Origin of the sequence: Alkalihalobacillus sp. NPDC127517 (assembly GCF_050276055.1) — a bacterium.
Taxonomy (GTDB): Bacteria; Bacillota; Bacilli; order Bacillales; family Bacillaceae_D; genus Alkalicoccobacillus.
On record NZ_JBNNQX010000010.1, the window covers coordinates 78735 to 96647 of the forward strand.

General features: G+C 40.4%; 18 protein-coding genes. All 18 read left to right on the plus strand.

The window, feature by feature from the left end; translation table 11 throughout:
- Positions 1–83 precede the first annotated feature (83 nt).
- Positions 84–329, plus strand: a complete 246-nt coding sequence (locus ACQKKO_RS14715; RefSeq protein ID WP_498648443.1) for a YlmC/YmxH family sporulation protein — start codon at positions 84–86, stop codon at positions 327–329.
- Between the two features lie 185 nt (positions 330–514).
- Complete coding sequence (gene dpaA, locus ACQKKO_RS14720) at positions 515–1408, plus strand: dipicolinic acid synthetase subunit A (protein ID WP_498648445.1); 894 nt, start codon at positions 515–517, stop codon at positions 1406–1408.
- A complete protein-coding gene (locus ACQKKO_RS14725; RefSeq protein ID WP_203087189.1) occupies positions 1405–1998 on the plus strand; it encodes a dipicolinate synthase subunit B in 594 nt (197 codons plus the stop codon). The genes dpaA and ACQKKO_RS14725 overlap by 4 nt, the downstream gene beginning before the upstream one ends.
- A 105-nt stretch (positions 1999–2103) precedes the next feature.
- On the plus strand, positions 2104–3150 hold the full coding sequence (locus ACQKKO_RS14730; RefSeq protein WP_498648447.1) for an aspartate-semialdehyde dehydrogenase: 1047 nt from the start codon (positions 2104–2106) through the stop codon (positions 3148–3150).
- Positions 3151–3164: 14 nt separating this feature from the next.
- Positions 3165–4412 (plus strand): aspartate kinase, encoded by a 1248-nt coding sequence (gene dapG, locus ACQKKO_RS14735; protein WP_498648449.1) that lies wholly within the window; start codon positions 3165–3167, stop codon positions 4410–4412.
- 4 nt (positions 4413–4416) lie between these two features.
- Complete coding sequence (dapA, locus tag ACQKKO_RS14740; protein WP_498648451.1) at positions 4417–5280, plus strand: 4-hydroxy-tetrahydrodipicolinate synthase; 864 nt, start codon at positions 4417–4419, stop codon at positions 5278–5280.
- 236 nt (positions 5281–5516) lie between these two features.
- The gene (locus ACQKKO_RS14745; protein ID WP_498648453.1) at positions 5517–7184 is read left to right on the plus strand and encodes a ribonuclease J; all 1668 of its coding nucleotides are present in this window, start codon (positions 5517–5519) and stop codon (positions 7182–7184) included.
- A 138-nt stretch (positions 7185–7322) separates the two neighbouring features.
- Positions 7323–8036, plus strand: coding sequence for a ClpP family protease (locus ACQKKO_RS14750; protein ID WP_498648455.1), 714 nt, complete (start codon positions 7323–7325; stop codon positions 8034–8036).
- Complete coding sequence (locus tag ACQKKO_RS14755) at positions 8033–8254, plus strand: YlzJ-like family protein (RefSeq protein ID WP_498648457.1); 222 nt, start codon at positions 8033–8035, stop codon at positions 8252–8254. Before ACQKKO_RS14750 ends, ACQKKO_RS14755 begins: the two co-directional genes overlap by 4 nt.
- A gap of 115 nt (positions 8255–8369) precedes the next feature.
- Positions 8370–10754, plus strand: a complete 2385-nt coding sequence (locus tag ACQKKO_RS14760; protein WP_498648459.1) for an FtsK/SpoIIIE family DNA translocase — start codon at positions 8370–8372, stop codon at positions 10752–10754.
- A 30-nt stretch (positions 10755–10784) separates the two neighbouring features.
- The gene (locus ACQKKO_RS14765) at positions 10785–11504 is read left to right on the plus strand and encodes a GntR family transcriptional regulator (protein ID WP_498648461.1); all 720 of its coding nucleotides are present in this window, start codon (positions 10785–10787) and stop codon (positions 11502–11504) included.
- Positions 11505–11679: 175 nt separating this feature from the next.
- Positions 11680–12972 carry an EF-P 5-aminopentanol modification-associated protein YfmF gene (gene yfmF / locus ACQKKO_RS14770; protein ID WP_498648463.1) on the plus strand — a complete coding sequence of 431 codons (1293 nt, stop codon included), beginning with the start codon at positions 11680–11682 and terminating at the stop codon, positions 12970–12972.
- Complete coding sequence (yfmH, locus tag ACQKKO_RS14775; protein ID WP_498648465.1) at positions 12953–14239, plus strand: EF-P 5-aminopentanol modification-associated protein YfmH; 1287 nt, start codon at positions 12953–12955, stop codon at positions 14237–14239. The genes yfmF and yfmH overlap by 20 nt, the downstream gene beginning before the upstream one ends.
- The gene (ymfI, locus tag ACQKKO_RS14780; RefSeq protein ID WP_498648467.1) at positions 14236–14964 is read left to right on the plus strand and encodes an elongation factor P 5-aminopentanone reductase; all 729 of its coding nucleotides are present in this window, start codon (positions 14236–14238) and stop codon (positions 14962–14964) included. The genes yfmH and ymfI overlap by 4 nt, the downstream gene beginning before the upstream one ends.
- A 78-nt stretch (positions 14965–15042) precedes the next feature.
- Positions 15043–15291 (plus strand): DUF3243 domain-containing protein, encoded by a 249-nt coding sequence (locus ACQKKO_RS14785; RefSeq protein WP_203087166.1) that lies wholly within the window; start codon positions 15043–15045, stop codon positions 15289–15291.
- 199 nt (positions 15292–15490) lie between these two features.
- Positions 15491–16258: a DUF3388 domain-containing protein gene (locus tag ACQKKO_RS14790; protein ID WP_498648469.1), complete on the plus strand. Its 768-nt coding sequence runs from the start codon at positions 15491–15493 to the stop codon at positions 16256–16258.
- A 20-nt stretch (positions 16259–16278) separates the two neighbouring features.
- Positions 16279–17166: a helix-turn-helix domain-containing protein gene (locus ACQKKO_RS14795; protein ID WP_498648471.1), complete on the plus strand. Its 888-nt coding sequence runs from the start codon at positions 16279–16281 to the stop codon at positions 17164–17166.
- A 168-nt stretch (positions 17167–17334) separates the two neighbouring features.
- Complete coding sequence (gene pgsA, locus ACQKKO_RS14800; RefSeq protein WP_498648660.1) at positions 17335–17913, plus strand: CDP-diacylglycerol--glycerol-3-phosphate 3-phosphatidyltransferase; 579 nt, start codon at positions 17335–17337, stop codon at positions 17911–17913.

The following is a 17913-nucleotide window of genomic DNA, read 5'->3' on the forward strand; positions in this document are numbered from 1 at the left end:
GATCAGTCCACATTTGGACTGGTCTTTTTTTGGTTGGCATCTCATAGGGTATACAAACAAACGTTGTGAGGGGAGAGGTGAAGATGAGGCTTAGTGAAATTTCAAGTAAAGAAATTGTAGACTACCAAAAAGGGGAACGGTTAGGTGTTTTAGGGCAGACGGATCTTTTAATTAATGAAGAAACTGGTGAGATTACAGCATTTATGATCCCTACTTCACGGTGGTTTCAATTTGGAAAAAAGGAACAGGTTGTGACCGTTTATTGGCAACAAATAAAGAAGATTGGGGAAGACATGATTATCATTGATGTTGGATCCGTACCAACATAACGCAATTACTTGAATAGGTGAACATGTGCCATTTGGGAGGAACCCCAGGTGGCACATTTTTTCATTTCAGAAGGATTCACTGATTAGGGCTCCCTACATATGATGAATGCAGATAACTGAACTAGACATAAGTCAATATGTGCAGGCATAGAGACTGGTGGCATTATTCAAAAAGGAGGGTTTGTGTGTTAACAGATAAACATATTTTATTAATAGGCGGAGACGCCAGACATTTAGAGATTATTCGTACATTATCTACATTAGACGCAAAAATTTCGCTCGCCGGCTTTGAGCAGCTGGATGACGGGTTTATAGGAGCTTCAAAAATTATATTAGATGACCTCGATTGGACAACGGTTGATGCCATTATTTTGCCCGTCAGCGGTATGAGTGCTGATGGTTGGATTGAGACGGTTTTTTCTAATGAAACACTCTCACTGACGCTTGACCAGCTTGAAAAAACGCCAACGCATTGTACGATCTATACGGGCATAAGCAATGATTTTTTGGATCAACTTCATCAAAAAGCCAAGCGCCCTCTTGTACGATTAATGGAGCGTGATGACGTGGCTATCTTTAATTCAATTCCTACTGCTGAAGGGGCTTTAATGATGGCAATTCAACATACTGATTTTACAATTCACGGTGCAAATGTGGCCGTTCTTGGATTAGGTAGAATCGGCATGACCATTGCTAGAAGTTTTGATGCGGTTGGAGCGAATGTAAAGGTAGGGGCACATGATTCTGCCTTACTTGCACGAATAAGCGAGATGGGATTAAAACCATTTCATACAAAACATATCTTAACAGAATTAAGAGATGTTGATATTTGTATAAACACCATTCCTTCGCGGATGATTACTGCTCGAGTTCTCGCTGAAATGCCACTTCATGCTTTTATTATTGATCTGGCTTCTAAGCCAGGTGGCACAGATTTCAGATATGCTGAAAAACGAGGTATGAAAGCGATGCTGGTACCAGGTATGCCAGGAATTGTTGCACCAAAAACAGCTGGAAAAATACTTGCTACGATTCTTGCTGATCAACTGAAAAGTGACGATGAGGAGGACGCATCATGAATTTAAAAGGTAAACACATAGGGTTTGGTTTAACGGGCTCACATTGTACGTACAGCGAAGTACTTCCACAAATGAAAAAGCTTGTTGAACTAGGAGCAAAGGTTACACCTTTTGCGAGTTATACTGTAGAAACAACAGATACAAAATTTGGTGACAGTGAAGACTGGTTACGTCAGATCGCAGAGATCACACCTGAACCTTTAGTAAACTCGATTGTTAAGGCCGAACCATTTGGTCCAACCACACCACTTGACTGCATGGTGATTGCCCCTTTAACAGGAAATTCCGCAAGTAAGTTCGCGAATGCACTAACGGATAATCCAGTATTAATGGGAGCGAAAGCAACCCTCAGAAATGGGAAGCCTGTTGTCCTCGGAATCTCAACAAATGATGCACTTGGATTAAACGGGGTGAATATTATGAAGTTAATGGGAGCTAAGCACATTTACTTCATCCCATTTGGTCAAGATGCTCCTGATAAGAAGCCAACGTCAATGGTTGCAAGAATGGAAGCACTCCCAGCTACGGTTGAAGCCGCACTTGAATCAAAGCAAATTCAGCCTGTCATTGTTGAAAAGTATCGAGATTAGTCAGCGGAGGTTGCACAAAAATCCTTTTTCCCGTAAAGTTTAATAGAGTATAGGCATTATGCCAAAGAGAATATGAACTTGTTGGATGGGAAGGGAGAAAGATTCATGTCAAAAAATGGTTATCATATCGCAGTAGTTGGAGCAACAGGTGCAGTAGGACAACAAATGCTTGCAACTCTTGAAAAAAGAGCGTTTCCTATTGCAAGCTTAAAGGTATTGTCTTCAAAGCGTTCGGCAGGAAAAGAGCTCTCTTTCAAAGGAACAACATATATAGTGGAAGAAGCCACTCCTGAATCGTTTGAAGGTGTTCAAATTGCCTTATTCAGTGCAGGGGGTTCTGTTTCTAAAGCATTAGCTCCAGAAGCAGTAAAACGAGGAGCCATTGTGATTGATAATACGAGTGCTTACCGTATGGATACAGATGTACCACTAGTTGTACCAGAGGTTAATCCAAAAGATCTTGAATGGAATAAAGGCATCATTGCAAATCCAAATTGTTCAACCATCCAAATGGTTGCGGCTCTTGAACCAATTCGTCAAAAAGTTGGCTTGAAGAAAGTCGTTGTTTCAACATATCAAGCTGTGTCAGGTGCAGGGCTTGAAGCAGTAGACGAGTTAAAAACACAAACCGCTGATCTTCTTGCAGGAAAAGAAGCAAAACCAGAAATCCTTCCAGTTGGTGGAGATAAAAAGCATTATCAAATTGCATTTAATGCGATTCCGCAAATTGATGTGTTCCAAGAAAACGGATATACGTATGAAGAAATGAAAATGATTAACGAAACAAAAAAAATCATGAATATGGCTAAGCTTGAAGTAGCAGCGACTTGCGTTCGTCTTCCAATTGAGACAGGTCATTCAGAATCTGTTTACATTGAGACAGAAAAAGAAGGACTGTCAGTTGCTGATTTAAAAGAGTTACTAGCTGATGCACCAGGAGTCACTCTTCAAGATGATACAGCGAATCAAGTCTACCCAATGGCTGCACACGCTGTAGGCAAGGATGATGTGTTTGTTGGTCGTATCCGTCGTGATCTTGATCGTAAAAATGGGTACCACTTCTGGGTAGTTTCTGATAACTTACTAAAAGGTGCGGCACTAAATTCAGTACAGATCGCTGAATCTCTTATTCAGCAAGATCTATTATCATAAGAAGAGTGTGAGCTATGAAATTAATCGTCCAAAAATTCGGAGGAACCTCCGTTAAAAATGATCAAACAAGAAAACTCGCAGCAAATCATGTTCGAAAAGCAGTAGAAAACGGATTAAAGGTTATCGTTGTGGTGTCTGCCATGGGACGTTCTGGCGACCCCTATGCGACAGACACACTACTTGGCTTAGCGAGTACTGACCTTGAAAAGCGTGAGCAGGACCTTTTGGTTTCATGTGGAGAAGTGATTTCTTCAGTGGTCTTTAGTGATCTCTTACAATCCTATGGGCTAAAAGCTCGAGCGATGACAGGTGCGCAAGCGGGTTTTCGTACCAATGACGAATTTTCGAATGCGAAAATTCTTGATATGAAATCTGACCATCTGCACGGACTGCTTGCTCATCACGATGTACTTGTTGTAGCAGGTTTCCAAGGGCAATCAAAAACAGGCGAAACAACAACACTTGGTCGTGGTGGAAGTGATACTTCAGCAACTGCATTAGCTGCCGCAGTGAATGCAGAATGGGTCGACATCTTTACAGATGTGGAAGGGGTTATGACTGCAGATCCCCGCATCGTTGAAAAAGCAAGACCTCTTGAAGTCATGACCTACAATGAAATTTGTAACATGGCCTATCAAGGTGCCAAGGTCATTCATCCGCGTGCAGTAGAAATTGCGATGCAAGCGAAGATCCCAATTCATATCCGTTCTACGTACTCAGACAAAAAAGGTACGTTAATCACAACGATGAATGCAAGTGGTGCGGGAAGTGATGTTCAGGAGCAACTCATTACAGGTATTGCTCATTTAGCGAATGTTACACAAATCAAAGTAGCTGCACATGAAGGTCAATATGATGTTCAGGAAAAAGTATTTAAATCAATGGCGATGGCAAAGATCAGTGTTGACTTTATTAACATTTCACCAAGTGGCGTTGTTTACACAGTGATGGATACGGCAGCTGATCGAGCCATTGAAACATTAACTAAGCTAGGTTTCAAACCTGAAGTACAACGGAATTGTTCAAAGGTTTCTGCTGTTGGAGCAGGAATGACAGGCGTTCCTGGTGTCACAGCGAAGATTGTCAGCGCACTATCTGCTGAAAATATTCAAATCCTACAATCCGCAGATTCACATACAACCATTTGGGTACTCGTGAAAAATGAAGATATGAGCAAAGCAGTTAATGCACTTCATCATATGTTTCAACTTGAGAAAGCAGGACTCGGACAAGAATTGTTATCCGGAACTGAAGGAGAGTGAACAGATGGACTTCGGTCAGATTGTAACTGCCATGGTCACTCCATTTGATGAAAAAGGAGAGCTTGACTTAAAAGCTAGTGCCGAATTAATCGACCATTTGATATCTACGGGTACAGAATCACTTGTTGTAGCTGGTACAACAGGAGAATCTCCAACACTCACAACAGATGAAAAGCTAAGGCTCTTTGAACTTGTTATTCGGCACACAAATAAAAGAGTTCCTGTTATATTAGGGACTGGAACGAACGACACCGCATCTTCAATCGAACTCTCAAAGCACGCTGAGAGACTAGGAGCCGATGCGATCATGGCTGTTGTTCCTTACTATAATCGTCCAAATCAGGCGGGTATGATTGCGCACTTCAGTGAACTAGCAGCAAATGTATCTCTACCAATTATGCTGTATAATGTTCCGCATCGAACAGGTGCACATATGCTTGATGAAACAGTGATCACTCTTTCTAAAATCGAGAATATTGTTGCGATGAAGGAAGCGAGTGGTGACTTAGAGCAGATGGCATCGATCATTGATGGAACGGATGCGCAATTTACCGTTTATAGTGGAGATGATTCGTTAACCTTACCGGCGCTCTCAATTGGGGCTCGCGGAGTGGTATCGGTTGCCGCACATGTGTTAGGGAATGAAATGAAAGAGATGGTCGGGGCATTTACATCAGGAGATACTAAGCGTGCAGCAACCCTACATCTTCAGCTTCTTCCTAAGATGAAAGCTTTATTTTTAACACCTAATCCAGTTTGCGTGAAACATAGACTCACACAGATTGGACTCCATACCGGAGGAACAAGACTACCATTGGTGCCACTTACTTTAGAAGAAAAAGCGATGGTTGATTCCTTTTTTGAGTAATTCGTTGAACCTGACTCGATGTAGTCAGGTTTTTTGTTAGTTATGGTTCTATCTTGTCTTTCATTAGAAAAATAAGGTATACTGAATTTAAGTGATGCGTTCGGGTGCTTATCTAGGATTGATAAGTGAAAGATCAATTGTATGAACAGGGGAACGGAATCGACCAGGCAACCTATCGAGGAAGCCGATATTGACTTGAATTATTGATGTGTATATATGTATAGGAGGAAAGACCATTGTCGAAGCAGATTAATGAGAAAATTCGCGTATTTGCCCTAGGTGGCGTAGGCGAAATCGGAAAGAACATGTACGGGGTAGAAGTAGACGAGGACATTATTATTATTGATGCGGGGTTAATGTTTCCAGATGACGATATGCTGGGTGTAGACATTGTCATTCCTGACATCACTTACCTAACGGAGCAAGCCGACCGAGTGAAGGGAATTATCTTAACACACGGTCATGAGGACCATATTGGCGGATTATCTTACGTACTTAAAAAAGTAAACGTGCCCGTATATGGAACGAAACTAACGCTTGGTCTTGTTGAAGAAAAGTTAAAAGAAGCAGGGATCTTACGTTCTGTAAAACTAAAAACCATTGATGCTAAATCCAGAATCAAAGTTGGATCAACATCTGTATCCTTTTTCCGGACAAGCCACAGTATTCCGGATTGCGTAGGAGTATGTGTTGAAACGTCACAAGGCGCGATTGTACATACAGGTGACTTTAAATTTGATCAAACCCCAGTTGATGGGAAACAAGCAGATATCGGTAAAATGGCTAACATCGGACATAAAGGTGTTCTTTGCCTGCTTTCTGATAGTACTAACGCAGAGCGTCCAGGTACAACCAAATCAGAATCAGAAGTCGGTGTAGGGATTACGGAAGTGTTCCAAAAAACAACGGGACGTTTGATTGTGACTTCATTTGCATCAAATGTGCATAGAATTCAACAGATTATTGAGGCAACATCTAAAGCACATCGTAAGCTTGCCATCGTTGGAAAAAGTATGATTCGAGTGATCTCAATTGCTACACGTTTAGGCTACCTAAGCCCTCCGAAGGATTTAATCATTGAATTAGATGAAGTAAACAAATACAAGCCTGAACAGATTGTTATTTTAACAACAGGTAGTCAAGGAGAGACGATGTCAGCGTTAACGCGTATGGCAAAAGGTGCTCACCGTCAAATAACGATTAACGCCTATGATACAGTGATCATTGCAGCATCAGCGATTCCTGGTAATGAAAAATCAGTTTCAGCCGTAATTGATAAGCTGCACCGAATTGGAGCAGATGTGGTATATGGTTCTTCAAAAGTCCATGCATCAGGCCACGGTAGTCAGGAAGAGCTAAAGCTCATGTTAAATCTAATGAAACCAAAGTACTTCCTGCCTGTTCACGGAGAAATTAGAATGCAACATGCTCACCGTCAATTAGGTCTAGGTGTAGGTATTCCTGATGAAAACATCTTTATCATTGAAAAAGGCGAAGTGATTGAGTTCACAAACAAACAAGCTCGTCGCGCAAGCAAAATTCCTTCAGGTAATGTTTTAATCGACGGCTTAGGAGTTGGAGACGTTGGAAACATCGTTTTACGTGATCGCAGATTGCTGTCAAAAGACGGAATCCTTGTTGTCGTTGTTACGTTAAACAAGAAAACAGGAACCATTGAATCTGGACCAAACATTATCTCCAGAGGATTTGTTTACGTGAGAGAATCAGAGCAGCTACTTGAAGATGCTAATGAGCTTGTCAGTGGCATCCTTAAAAAGTGTATGTCTGAAAAAGTAAGTGAGTGGTCTTCACTAAAAAGTAACGTAAGAGAAGGACTAAGCAGGCATTTGTATGAGAAAACAAAAAGACGTCCAATGATCCTTCCGATTATTATGGAAGTATGATAAGAGTAAATAGGAAACAAAAGAGGCAAATGATTCTAAATTGAATCATTTGCCTTTCCTTTTGCTAAGAGCTAACGCATGAGCCCTCTTTCTTCCGAACATACTACGTGTATGTAACGAATAAGGAGAGTGGATGTTATGAACGAAAAAACGGAACAACAGCCGAATGGTGAAAAAAAATCATCATTAGTTGAAAAGATTCAAGATCTAGGTCAAACAAATGTGCCAGAGATGGAAGCGTCCAATATTCATTGTCTTGTCGTGATCGGACAGATTGAGGGACATATGCAATTACCCCCTCAAAATAAAACAACAAAATATGAGCATATTATTCCACAACTTGTAGCTGCAGAGCAAAACGCCAAGATTGAAGGACTACTCATTATTTTAAATACAGTCGGAGGCGATGTGGAAGCAGGACTTGCCATCTCAGAAATGATTGCGTCCATGTCAAAGCCTTCAGTAACCTTAGTACTTGGTGGCGGACATTCCATCGGTGTTCCAATTGCTACTGCCTCTGACTATTCGTATATTGCAGAGACAGCGACGATGACCATCCACCCAATCCGTTTAACCGGAATGGTTATTGGTGTCCCTCAGACCTTTGAATACTTAGACAAAATGCAGGAACGTGTGATTAAGTTTGTTACGGCACACTCAAATATTACTGAAGAGAAGTTCAAGGAGCTTATGTTTTCAAAAGGAAATTTAACAAGAGATATTGGAACCAATGTGATTGGAACCGACGCAGTTGATTACGGATTGATTAATGAAGTAGGTGGCATCGGTCGTGCAATGAAAAAGTTAAATCAACTGATTGAGGAGAATAAACAGGGAGAGATGGTTCAATGATCTTATACACAATGACTCCTTACGATGAAATCTTTCCACCAACGGATCAGGAATTTTCCAATCAACAAACGATTCCGATAAATGGGGGCCAGCTTGTTGTTGAACCACTTCAAGACGGACGATTTAGAGTGGTTCGTCTTGTTGCAGGTGACGTCGGTCTCTATCTGCAAGATCAATTTTCTCCTGGAGCAATAATTGATGCAAATCATCTAATTTAATTGCTCGTACGTCTAATGGATTATGCTATAATAATAGCCATCGAATACATGATAAGCAGCCTTATGGCTGCTTATTCATATGAGTTAGATGAATGAATAAAAGGGTGACCGTATTATGGCTAGACGCAAAAAACGAAAGAAGACCAATTGGAAGTCGCAGCTGACCTACGAAATTGTGGGCTTAAGTTTACTCGTAGTAGCCGTTGTAACACTGGCGAGGTTAGGCAGTGTAGGCGAGGCTTTTGTTCGTTTGTTTCGTTTTTTTCTAGGAGAATGGTTCTTTCTCTTGGCCATTGGGCTACTTGTTGTTTCATTGTACATAATGTTTAAGCGAGCGAAGCCAGCGTTTTGGTCAAGGAGAATGGCAGGATTTTATATTATTGTGCTATCTCTCGCACTACTTGGGCACTGGAGTTTATTTCAATCTCTTGGCGCACAAAGTGGCTTTTCTGATACATCAGTTATACGAAACACATGGCACCTTTTTTGGCTTGAAGCAAGTGGCAATCAAACGGGCGGAGAGCTTGGCGGGGGGATGATAGGTGCCGTTGCCTTTGCCGTTAGTCATTTTCTTTTTGCAAGTGGTGGAACGGTATTTCTATGTATCATTTTAATGGTAATTGGCGTAATCCTTATCACCGGACGTTCCGTCGCGGAGTTACTTGGCAAAGGATTTAGAAAATCGTATCTTGGATTTATTGATTTCATCAGCTCTTTATTTAAAGAAGGAATGCAGTGGAGTAAACAGTCTAAAGAAAAGATGAAAGAAGAACGTGCACGTAGAGAAGAAAAGAAGAAGGAGCAACAGAAACAAGAAGCTACACCTGAGCAAATTCGTCCGACACGAACGTCACGTAAGGTGACCGAGGAAGAGTCTGAAGAATCGGGACAAGCTGAAATTCCTGAAATTGTGGATTTTTCGCAGAATGCATACCAAGAACAGCCATCAGAGCGCAAGACTACAAAAGATCCTGTGAAAATAGAGAGTGATTCTAAAAAGAGTAATAAATCAACAGAGGAAGACACTGTAACTGCTTCACTAGTCACAGCGGGGGAAACAAATGAATCCTACATATTACCTTCATACGAACTACTAAAAGCAGCTTCTTCACCAGGACAGCACCAAGAAAAGCAGTTGCTGACATCAAATGCGAGGAAGCTCGAGCAAACGTTAGACAGTTTTGGTGTGAAAGCACGTGTGACAAAGGTTCATTTAGGACCAGCCGTTACAAAATACGAAGTGAACCCGAACATCGGAGTAAAAGTGAGCAAGATCGTTAATCTAGCGGATGACCTCGCCTTAGCTCTTGCTGCAAAGGATATCCGGATTGAAGCACCCATTCCGGGTAAGTCAGCTATTGGCATAGAAGTGCCAAACAAAGAAGTAGCCATTGTCTCTTTAAGAGAAGTGTTGGATTCTACACCTTCAAAAGCAGATGAGCATGTATTGTCTGTCGGACTCGGACGCGATATTTCTGGTGAACCTGTACTTGCTCCTCTTCACAAGATGCCGCATTTACTTGTAGCGGGAGCGACGGGTAGCGGAAAAAGTGTATGTATCAATGGCATCATTACCAGTATCTTAATGAAAGCCAAACCTCATGAAGTAAAGCTCATGATGATTGACCCAAAGATGGTTGAGTTAAATGTATATAACGGAATTCCACATCTTTTAACGCCAGTTGTAACGGAGCCGAAAAAAGCATCGCAGGCTCTTAAAAAAGTCGTTGCAGAAATGGAAAGAAGATATGACCTTTTCTCACATAGTGGAACAAGGAACTTAGAAGGTTATAACGAATTAATTAGAAAGCAAAACGAAACAGGAGATGCGAAGCAACCCTTTTTACCATACATTGTGGTAGTAGTGGACGAGCTTGCTGATCTTATGATGGTCGCCTCCGGAGACGTAGAGGATTCCATTGCTCGTTTGGCACAAATGGCCAGAGCCTCAGGTATTCATATGATTATAGCAACGCAACGACCATCTGTTGATGTCATAACAGGTGTCATTAAAGCGAACATTCCTTCACGTATCGCATTTGGCGTGTCGTCTCAAACAGATTCAAGAACCATACTTGATTCTGGTGGAGCTGAAAAATTACTTGGAAGAGGAGACATGCTTTATCTACCGGTGGGTGCAAACAAGCCTACGCGTATACAAGGTGCATTTTTATCAGACGAAGAGGTAGAAGAAGTAGTAAACTTTGTGATTTCTCAACAAAAAGCTCAGTACCAAGAAGAGATGACACCAACAGAAGAAGCAGAAGTACCAAAGGCAGAAGTTCAGGACGAATTGTATTTATCTGCGGTTGATTTAGTTGTAGAAATGAACACAGCTTCTGTTTCAATGCTCCAGCGCCGATTTAGAATTGGTTATACTCGTGCAGCCAGATTAATCGATGAGATGGAGCTACGAGGGATTGTCGGAAAATATGAAGGAAGCAAACCACGTGAAGTGCTGATTTCAGCTAAACCTGAGGATGAAGCATCTTCTTCATAAGCTGCAAACAAGAGAATGGGGGGAGAAACTGTGATCAAAACGGATTACAGACCGCTGTATTTGCAAGTGATTGACAGGTTGCGGCAAGATATAGAGAAATATGATGAGGGAAAGCAGCTTCCATCTGAATTTGAGCTAGCGAAACAGTTAGGTGTCAGTCGTGCAACCTTACGAGAAGCCCTACGACTCTTAGAGGATGAGGGATTGGTTGTTCGTAGACATGGAGTTGGAACTTTTGTGAACTCAAAACCAATGCTAACAGCTGGAATTGAAGAATTATCTAGTGTGACAGATATGATCCGTAAGGCGAATATGGAGCCGGGTACGATCTTTTTATCTGATTCCGTACTAGAAGCAACAGAAGAAGACCAAGAATTATTTGGGCTACCAACCCTTGACCAAGTATTTCAGATTGAAAGGCTTCGCACAGCTGATGACATACCGGTGGTGTATTGTTTAGACCGAGTTCCTTATGATTTATTAAGCAATCATTCAGTACTTGAGACAAAATCACTTTTTCAATTTTTAACAGATATTGGCAAGACGATTACACATGCTGTAACCTATATCGAACCTATTGGATTTCATGAAAAAGTATCAGAGCTACTTGAATCAGATGCAGGATCAGCCTTACTTTTACTAAACCAAACACATTATGATCAAAATGATCAACCGATATTATATTCTCAAAATTATTTTAGAGCAGATAAATTTAAGTTCCATGTTCTTCGGAAGCGGTATATGTCATAAAGAATATAAAAAACAAAAATGGCAAATGATTCAGTGACAGGATCATTTGCTTTTTTGTTTTTAATTTAATGAAATTCAAGTGTCCCGAGGCATGAATGATTCCTTATTATGGTATACTAGAATGATATGCAAGTGGCTTATTGAAGTGACATACGGAAAGGAATGAGTACCAATTATGGAGCAATCAGAACAGCAATTCACCCATCAAGGTATGAATGTACATGTGATGAAATCAGACAAATTTAAAACAACAACGTTTATGGTTATGCTTCGCGCCCCTTTAACAGAAGAAACGGTTTCGTTGCGCGCGCTTTTGCCACACGTTCTTCAAGGTGGGACTGAAAAATGGCCTACAAGACAGAAGCTTCGTGTGCATTTAGATGACTTGTATGGAGCTAGGTTAAGCGGGGATGTTCGTAAAAGTGGTGAGCAGCATGTAATGACCTTTTTTATGGATGTGGCCAATGAACGTTACTTAAAAGATTCAGAGCCATTACTTCAACAAGCATTAGATGTTTTAGCTGACGTTTTAATTAACCCCGTGACTCAAGATGCAGCGTTTATGAGTGATGTGGTTGAGAGAGAAAAAAGAACGTTAAAACAACGAATTGAATCGGTTTATGATGATAAAATGCGTTATGCAAATATGAAAGCCACCGAAGTTATGTGTAAAGGCGAGCCATATGCAATTCCTGCATTTGGTGATATAGAAGGAGTTGAGGCCATTACAGCCGAAACGCTATACGCCTATTACAAAAAAATGCTTCAATCAGATCAAATTGATCTGTATGTGGTTGGAGATGTGGATGAGGATGAAGTATCAAGCTCCATTCATCAAGCGTTCACATTACCACAGACAACGCCTCATGGGGCAAAAGTGCGTGTAGAGACGCCTTCTGTTCAAGAAGTGAAGGTCGTCTCAGAAAAACAAAAAATCAAGCAAGGCAAGCTAAACATGGGGTTCCGTACTCATACTTTTTACGGTGATCAGGATTACGCCGCCATGCAAGTATTTAACGGGTTGTATGGTGGGTTTGCGCATTCCAAATTATTTATTAATGTACGTGAGAAAGAAAGCTTAGCCTATTATGCTGCTTCCAGACTTGAAAGCCACAAAGGTATTTTAATGGTTATGGCGGGAATTGAATTTGATAAATACGAACGTGCTGTTGAGATCATCAAAGACCAGTTTGCAGGAATGAAGCAGGGTGACTTTACAGAGGATGAGATCGCTCAAACAAAATCAATGCTCATTAATCAGCTTCTTGAAACGGCTGATTCTGCCTCAGGCCAGATTGAACTCCATTACCGTGAACAATTAAGTCAAGTTAATCAATCAGTTGATGCATTGATTGAGCAAATTAAACAAGTCACAAAAGAAGACATTCAAGCGTGTGCAAACAAATGTCAGCTTGATACGATTTACTTCTTGAAGGGAGAAGACGAACATGAAACAAGTTCCATTTAACCAGCTAAATGAAACCCTATATCAAGAAACACTTGAGAACGGGCTTCATGTTTATATCCTTCCAAAGGAAGGTTTTAATAAAACGTTTGCGACATTTACAACAAAGTACGGATCTATTGATAATCGCTTTGTTCCGATTGACGAGTCAGAAGAACGTTTAGTTCCAGATGGAATTGCGCATTTTCTAGAGCATAAAATGTTCGAGAGTGAAGAAGGGGATGTGTTTCATGAGTTTAGTAAGCAAGGGGCTTCTGCCAATGCATTTACAAGCTTTACGAGCACGGCCTATTTATTTTCGAGTACGTCAAATGTTGAAAAAAATCTAGAAACGTTAGTGGATTTTGTTCAGCATCCTTACTTCACACCAAAAAGCGTTGAGAAGGAAAAAGGGATTATCAATCAGGAAATTACAATGTATGATGATAATCCAGACTGGCGCTTATATTTTGGTGTGATTGAAAATCTCTACAAAAATCATCCTGTTAAAATCGATATTGCAGGCACAATTGAGTCGATCTCACATATTACTTCTGACTGGTTGTACACATGTTACAACACCTTTTATCACCCGAGTAATATGCTCTTATTTGTAGTAGGTGCGGTTGAGCCGAATGAAGTGATGCAGCAAATTAAAGCAAATCAAGCGGGGAAATCGTTTACGCCACCTGAAGAAATTCAACGCTTCTTTGAAGAAGAGCCGAATGAAGTTGCAAAAGAAAAAAGTGTCATCCATATGCCTGTTCAAGCGCCAAAATGTTTGGTTGGAATCAAAGAAACTGGAACGGACCGCACGGGAGAAGACTTATTAAAAAGAGAACTGGCTATTAAAGTGATCCTTGATCTTATGTTTGGACAGAGCTCGAAGCATTATCAAACATTGTACGAATCTGGTCTAATTGATGACACGTTCTCTTACGATTATACAGGTGAAAGAGGCTTTGGATTCACCATAGTTGGAGGGGATTCAAAGGATCCTGATCAGTTAGCTGATACATTAAAGTCAATGATCCAAGAATTTGTATCGGGTGAGATTAATTCAACAAATATGGACCGAGCGATTAAAAAGAAAATCGGATCCTTTATGCGTTCGTTAAACTCCCCAGAATTCATTGCAACGCAGTTTACACGTTATCAGTTTAATAAGATGAATTTATTTGATGTTGTTCCAATGCTAGAATCTTTAACAAAAGAAGATCTAGAGGTCATCATGCGCGATCATTTTGAGCTTTCACGATCAACGGTATGTCAGGTACGCCCAGAAGCATGAGACTTAGGAAACATATTTTAATTACTGGAGCAACTGGAGGAGTTGGTGCAGCTACGGCGATCGCACTGGCTTCACCAGAGGTTTTATTAAGTCTTCATTACCATTCAAATAAAAAGCAAGCAGAAGCTGTAAGACAAACCTGCCAACAATTAGGGGCAGAAGTATATCTTATACAAAGTAATTTACGGTTAGAAAATGGAGTAAGTGACTTATCTAAGCAATTACATGTTCCTGTGGACACTCTTATCTATACGGCAGGTCATTCATTACAAGGATTACTCACGGATTTAACAGATATGGAGTTAATGGATCTGATGTCGGTTCATCTTCTATCACCTATTAAATTAACCAGAGCCCTTTTACCACATATGGTCCGGGGAAAAATGGGGAAGATCATTATGATTTCTTCTATATGGGGAGTCACTGGTGCTTCCTACGAGGTAGCATACTCTGCTGTTAAGGGCGGATTAAATAGCTTTGTAAAAGCACTAGCAAAAGAAGTGGCTCCAAGTGGTATTCAAGTAAATGCCATTGCACCAGGCGCCATTGAAACGAGTATGATGGCTGTTTATGAACCAGAAGAGCAACAGCTTATCAAAGATGAAATTCCTGCCGGTAGATTCGGTAAACCTGAAGAAATTGCAGATGCGATTTCGTTTTTAGTAAGCGATCAATCAAATTATATAAATGGTCAGATCATTGAGATAAATGGAGCCTGGCATTAAGACTTTCATTTTCCCCGTATAAAATTGTACGAATGACAAAACCTAATCGTGCAGTACAATTTAAGGGAGGAATGAAAAATGTCTGTAGTAGATAATTGGGATCACTGGAAAGAGTTTTTGAATTCGCGTTTAGACGAAGCTCAAGATAAAGGCTTGTCTGATGGAGTAGTATCAGATGTGGCATACCAGGTTGGTGAATATCTTGCTGGCCAAGTTGAGCCCAAAAATGATCAGGAACGTGTTCTTGCTGATTTATGGAAAGTAGCAAGTGAAGAAGAGCAACACGCCATTGCAAATATGATGGTAAAGCTAGTTGACCATAAATAATTAGTAGGCACCCCTTCTCTTGAAGCGGTGCCTTTTTCATGAATATGTAAGGTAAAACCGAATAATATATACGACAACTATAAAAATCCTTTCAATTGAGTGTAAAATCCATTATCATTAACAAAAGTAGTGAAATTTTTAGCTGAATTTGTCAGAACCATGCTCCATAACATTTTGTTGGACAAGGCGGGTGTCGTATATGAAAGAGTGGTATTTTGAATACCAGTTATTAGAAAACAGGCCTGGGATTCTTGGAGATATTTCTTCATTACTTGGTATGCTTTCAATTAACATTATGACCATTAATGGTATTGATGATAGTCGGCGAGGAATGCTACTTAGTAGTGAGAGTGATGACCAAGTAGAGCGATTTAAGTCGATTTTACATACGATTGGTAGCGTGTCTGTAACAAAATTTCGTGAGCCGAGTGTTCGTGATCGGTTAGCCATTAGACATGGACGTTATATTGAGAGAGATGCCGCGGAACGTAAGACGTTCAGATTTATACGTCGTGAGCTAGGCCTTTTAGTTGACTTTATGGCTGAGCTTTACAAACGTGATGGGCATTACTTAGTTGGTATTCGTGGAATGCCGCGTGTCGGAAAGACGGAATCAGTGGTTGCAGCAAGTGTGTGTGCAAATAAACGCTGGTCTTTTATCTCCTCTACGTTACTTAGACAAACGGTACGCAGTCAATTGGCTGATGATGAGTTAAGTGGAGATCATATCTTTATTATTGATGGTATTGTCTCTACCATGAGGTCTACAGAAAAACACAGAACCTTAGTGTCTGAGGTCATGAGACAGCCTGTTGTAAAAGTTGTGGAGCATCCGGATATTTTTGTTCGGGAAACGGAATATGAACTTGAAGATTTTGACTGCATTATTGAGTTGCGAAATGATGAAAATGAAAAGATCACCTATGATGTAGTCGAACCAGGATTCTCTTCCTTTGATATAAGCTAAAGGTGTAGGTGGGTGTAACAATGTCAGAACTCGGAAACGAATTAAAACAAGCACGTGTAGATAAGCAGCTTTCGCTAGAAGATCTACAACGTACAACAAAGATCCAAAAAAGATATTTAGTAGCTATTGAAGAGGGGCGTTTTGACTCTCTACCAGGAATGTTTTATGCAAGAGCATTTGTAAAAACGTATGCAGAAGCTGTAGGGCTTGATTCTACAGAATTGTTAGAAACCCACAAAAATGAATTGCCTAAGCCAAGTAAAAGTGAGGAAAGTATCCCATCGAGATCAGAGCGACGAAAAACAGTTGCAGAAGCACCTGTTAAAAAATCACGTGCTGTCTCGTTACTTCCACTCATTTCTATCATTGTCTTTATCATTGTGATTGGAGCTGTCATATTCTTGATCCAATCCAACCTTGGTGGAAATAACGATCCTGTAGAAACTGATAATAATCCAATCGACGCTGAATACGGTGAGCCAGTTGAATCAGAGGACGATGCTGAGAGTGAAGAAGCGCCAGAAGATGAGGAAGCAGAAGATGCCAATCAAGGATCTGGTGATGCAACTGAAGAAGAGCAGGAGCCAGAGGAATCAGTAAGCGAACTAACGCTTGATGAAAGCTCTGGTAACACATCTTATTTTACACTTGAAGGAGATACGATGAACGTACGTATTGAGTTTGAGGGTGATTCGTATGCAGACATTAAAGATCGTAATGGTGAATATCTTATCGCTTCTTCTCTTTTTCAAAACGGTGATGACATTACAGAAGACTATAGTGATGAAGAATCCATTCTCATTAATCTAGGTGCTTCTCAGAATGCAACAGTGTTCATTAATGACGAGGAAGTAGAACTTCCACTCGATATGGTGCATCAAAAGCTTGAGATCGCATATCAACCATAGGTAAAAATCGTTTTTGTCATGATGGCAAAAACGATTTTTTAGTTGCTTGAAAAGGCTATGTTTTAACCTTTGCAGAAAGGTTATGATACAATAATGAAACGGTTACCCCTTAAGTGATAGAAATCAAAGGATGAAGACCAGAAATTGTTTAAGAAAGAAGGGGCTAAATTGAATCTGCCAAACAAGATTACAATCTCACGCATTTTATTAATTCCGATTTTTATGCTTTTCCTTTTAATTGATTGGCCATTTGGTGTTCTGTCCTTTTATGGAACAGAGCTTGCCATTTCTGATCTTATTGCAGCGCTTATTTTTATTTTTGCATCTGCTACTGATTGGCTGGATGGTTACTTTGCAAGGAAGTTAAATTTAATTACAAACTTCGGAAAATTTCTTGACCCGCTTGCAGATAAGTTACTCGTAACGGCTGCATTGATCGGACTAGTTGAATCTGGTGTTGTCGCAGCATGGATGGTTATCGTTATATTAAGTAGAGAATTTGCTGTAACAGGTATTCGTTTAGTGGCAGCTGCAGATGGCGATGTAATCGCAGCAAGTCAGTTGGCAAAGTGGAAAACAACCGCACAGATTATTGCGATCGCTGCTTGTTTGTTACATAATGTTCCATTTGCTGCATTGTCGATTCCGTTTGATCAGATTATGATCTGGATTGCGACCATTTTAACCATCGTCTCTGGTGTGGATTATTTCATAAAAAGTAAGCATGTCATTTTAAAATCAAAATAA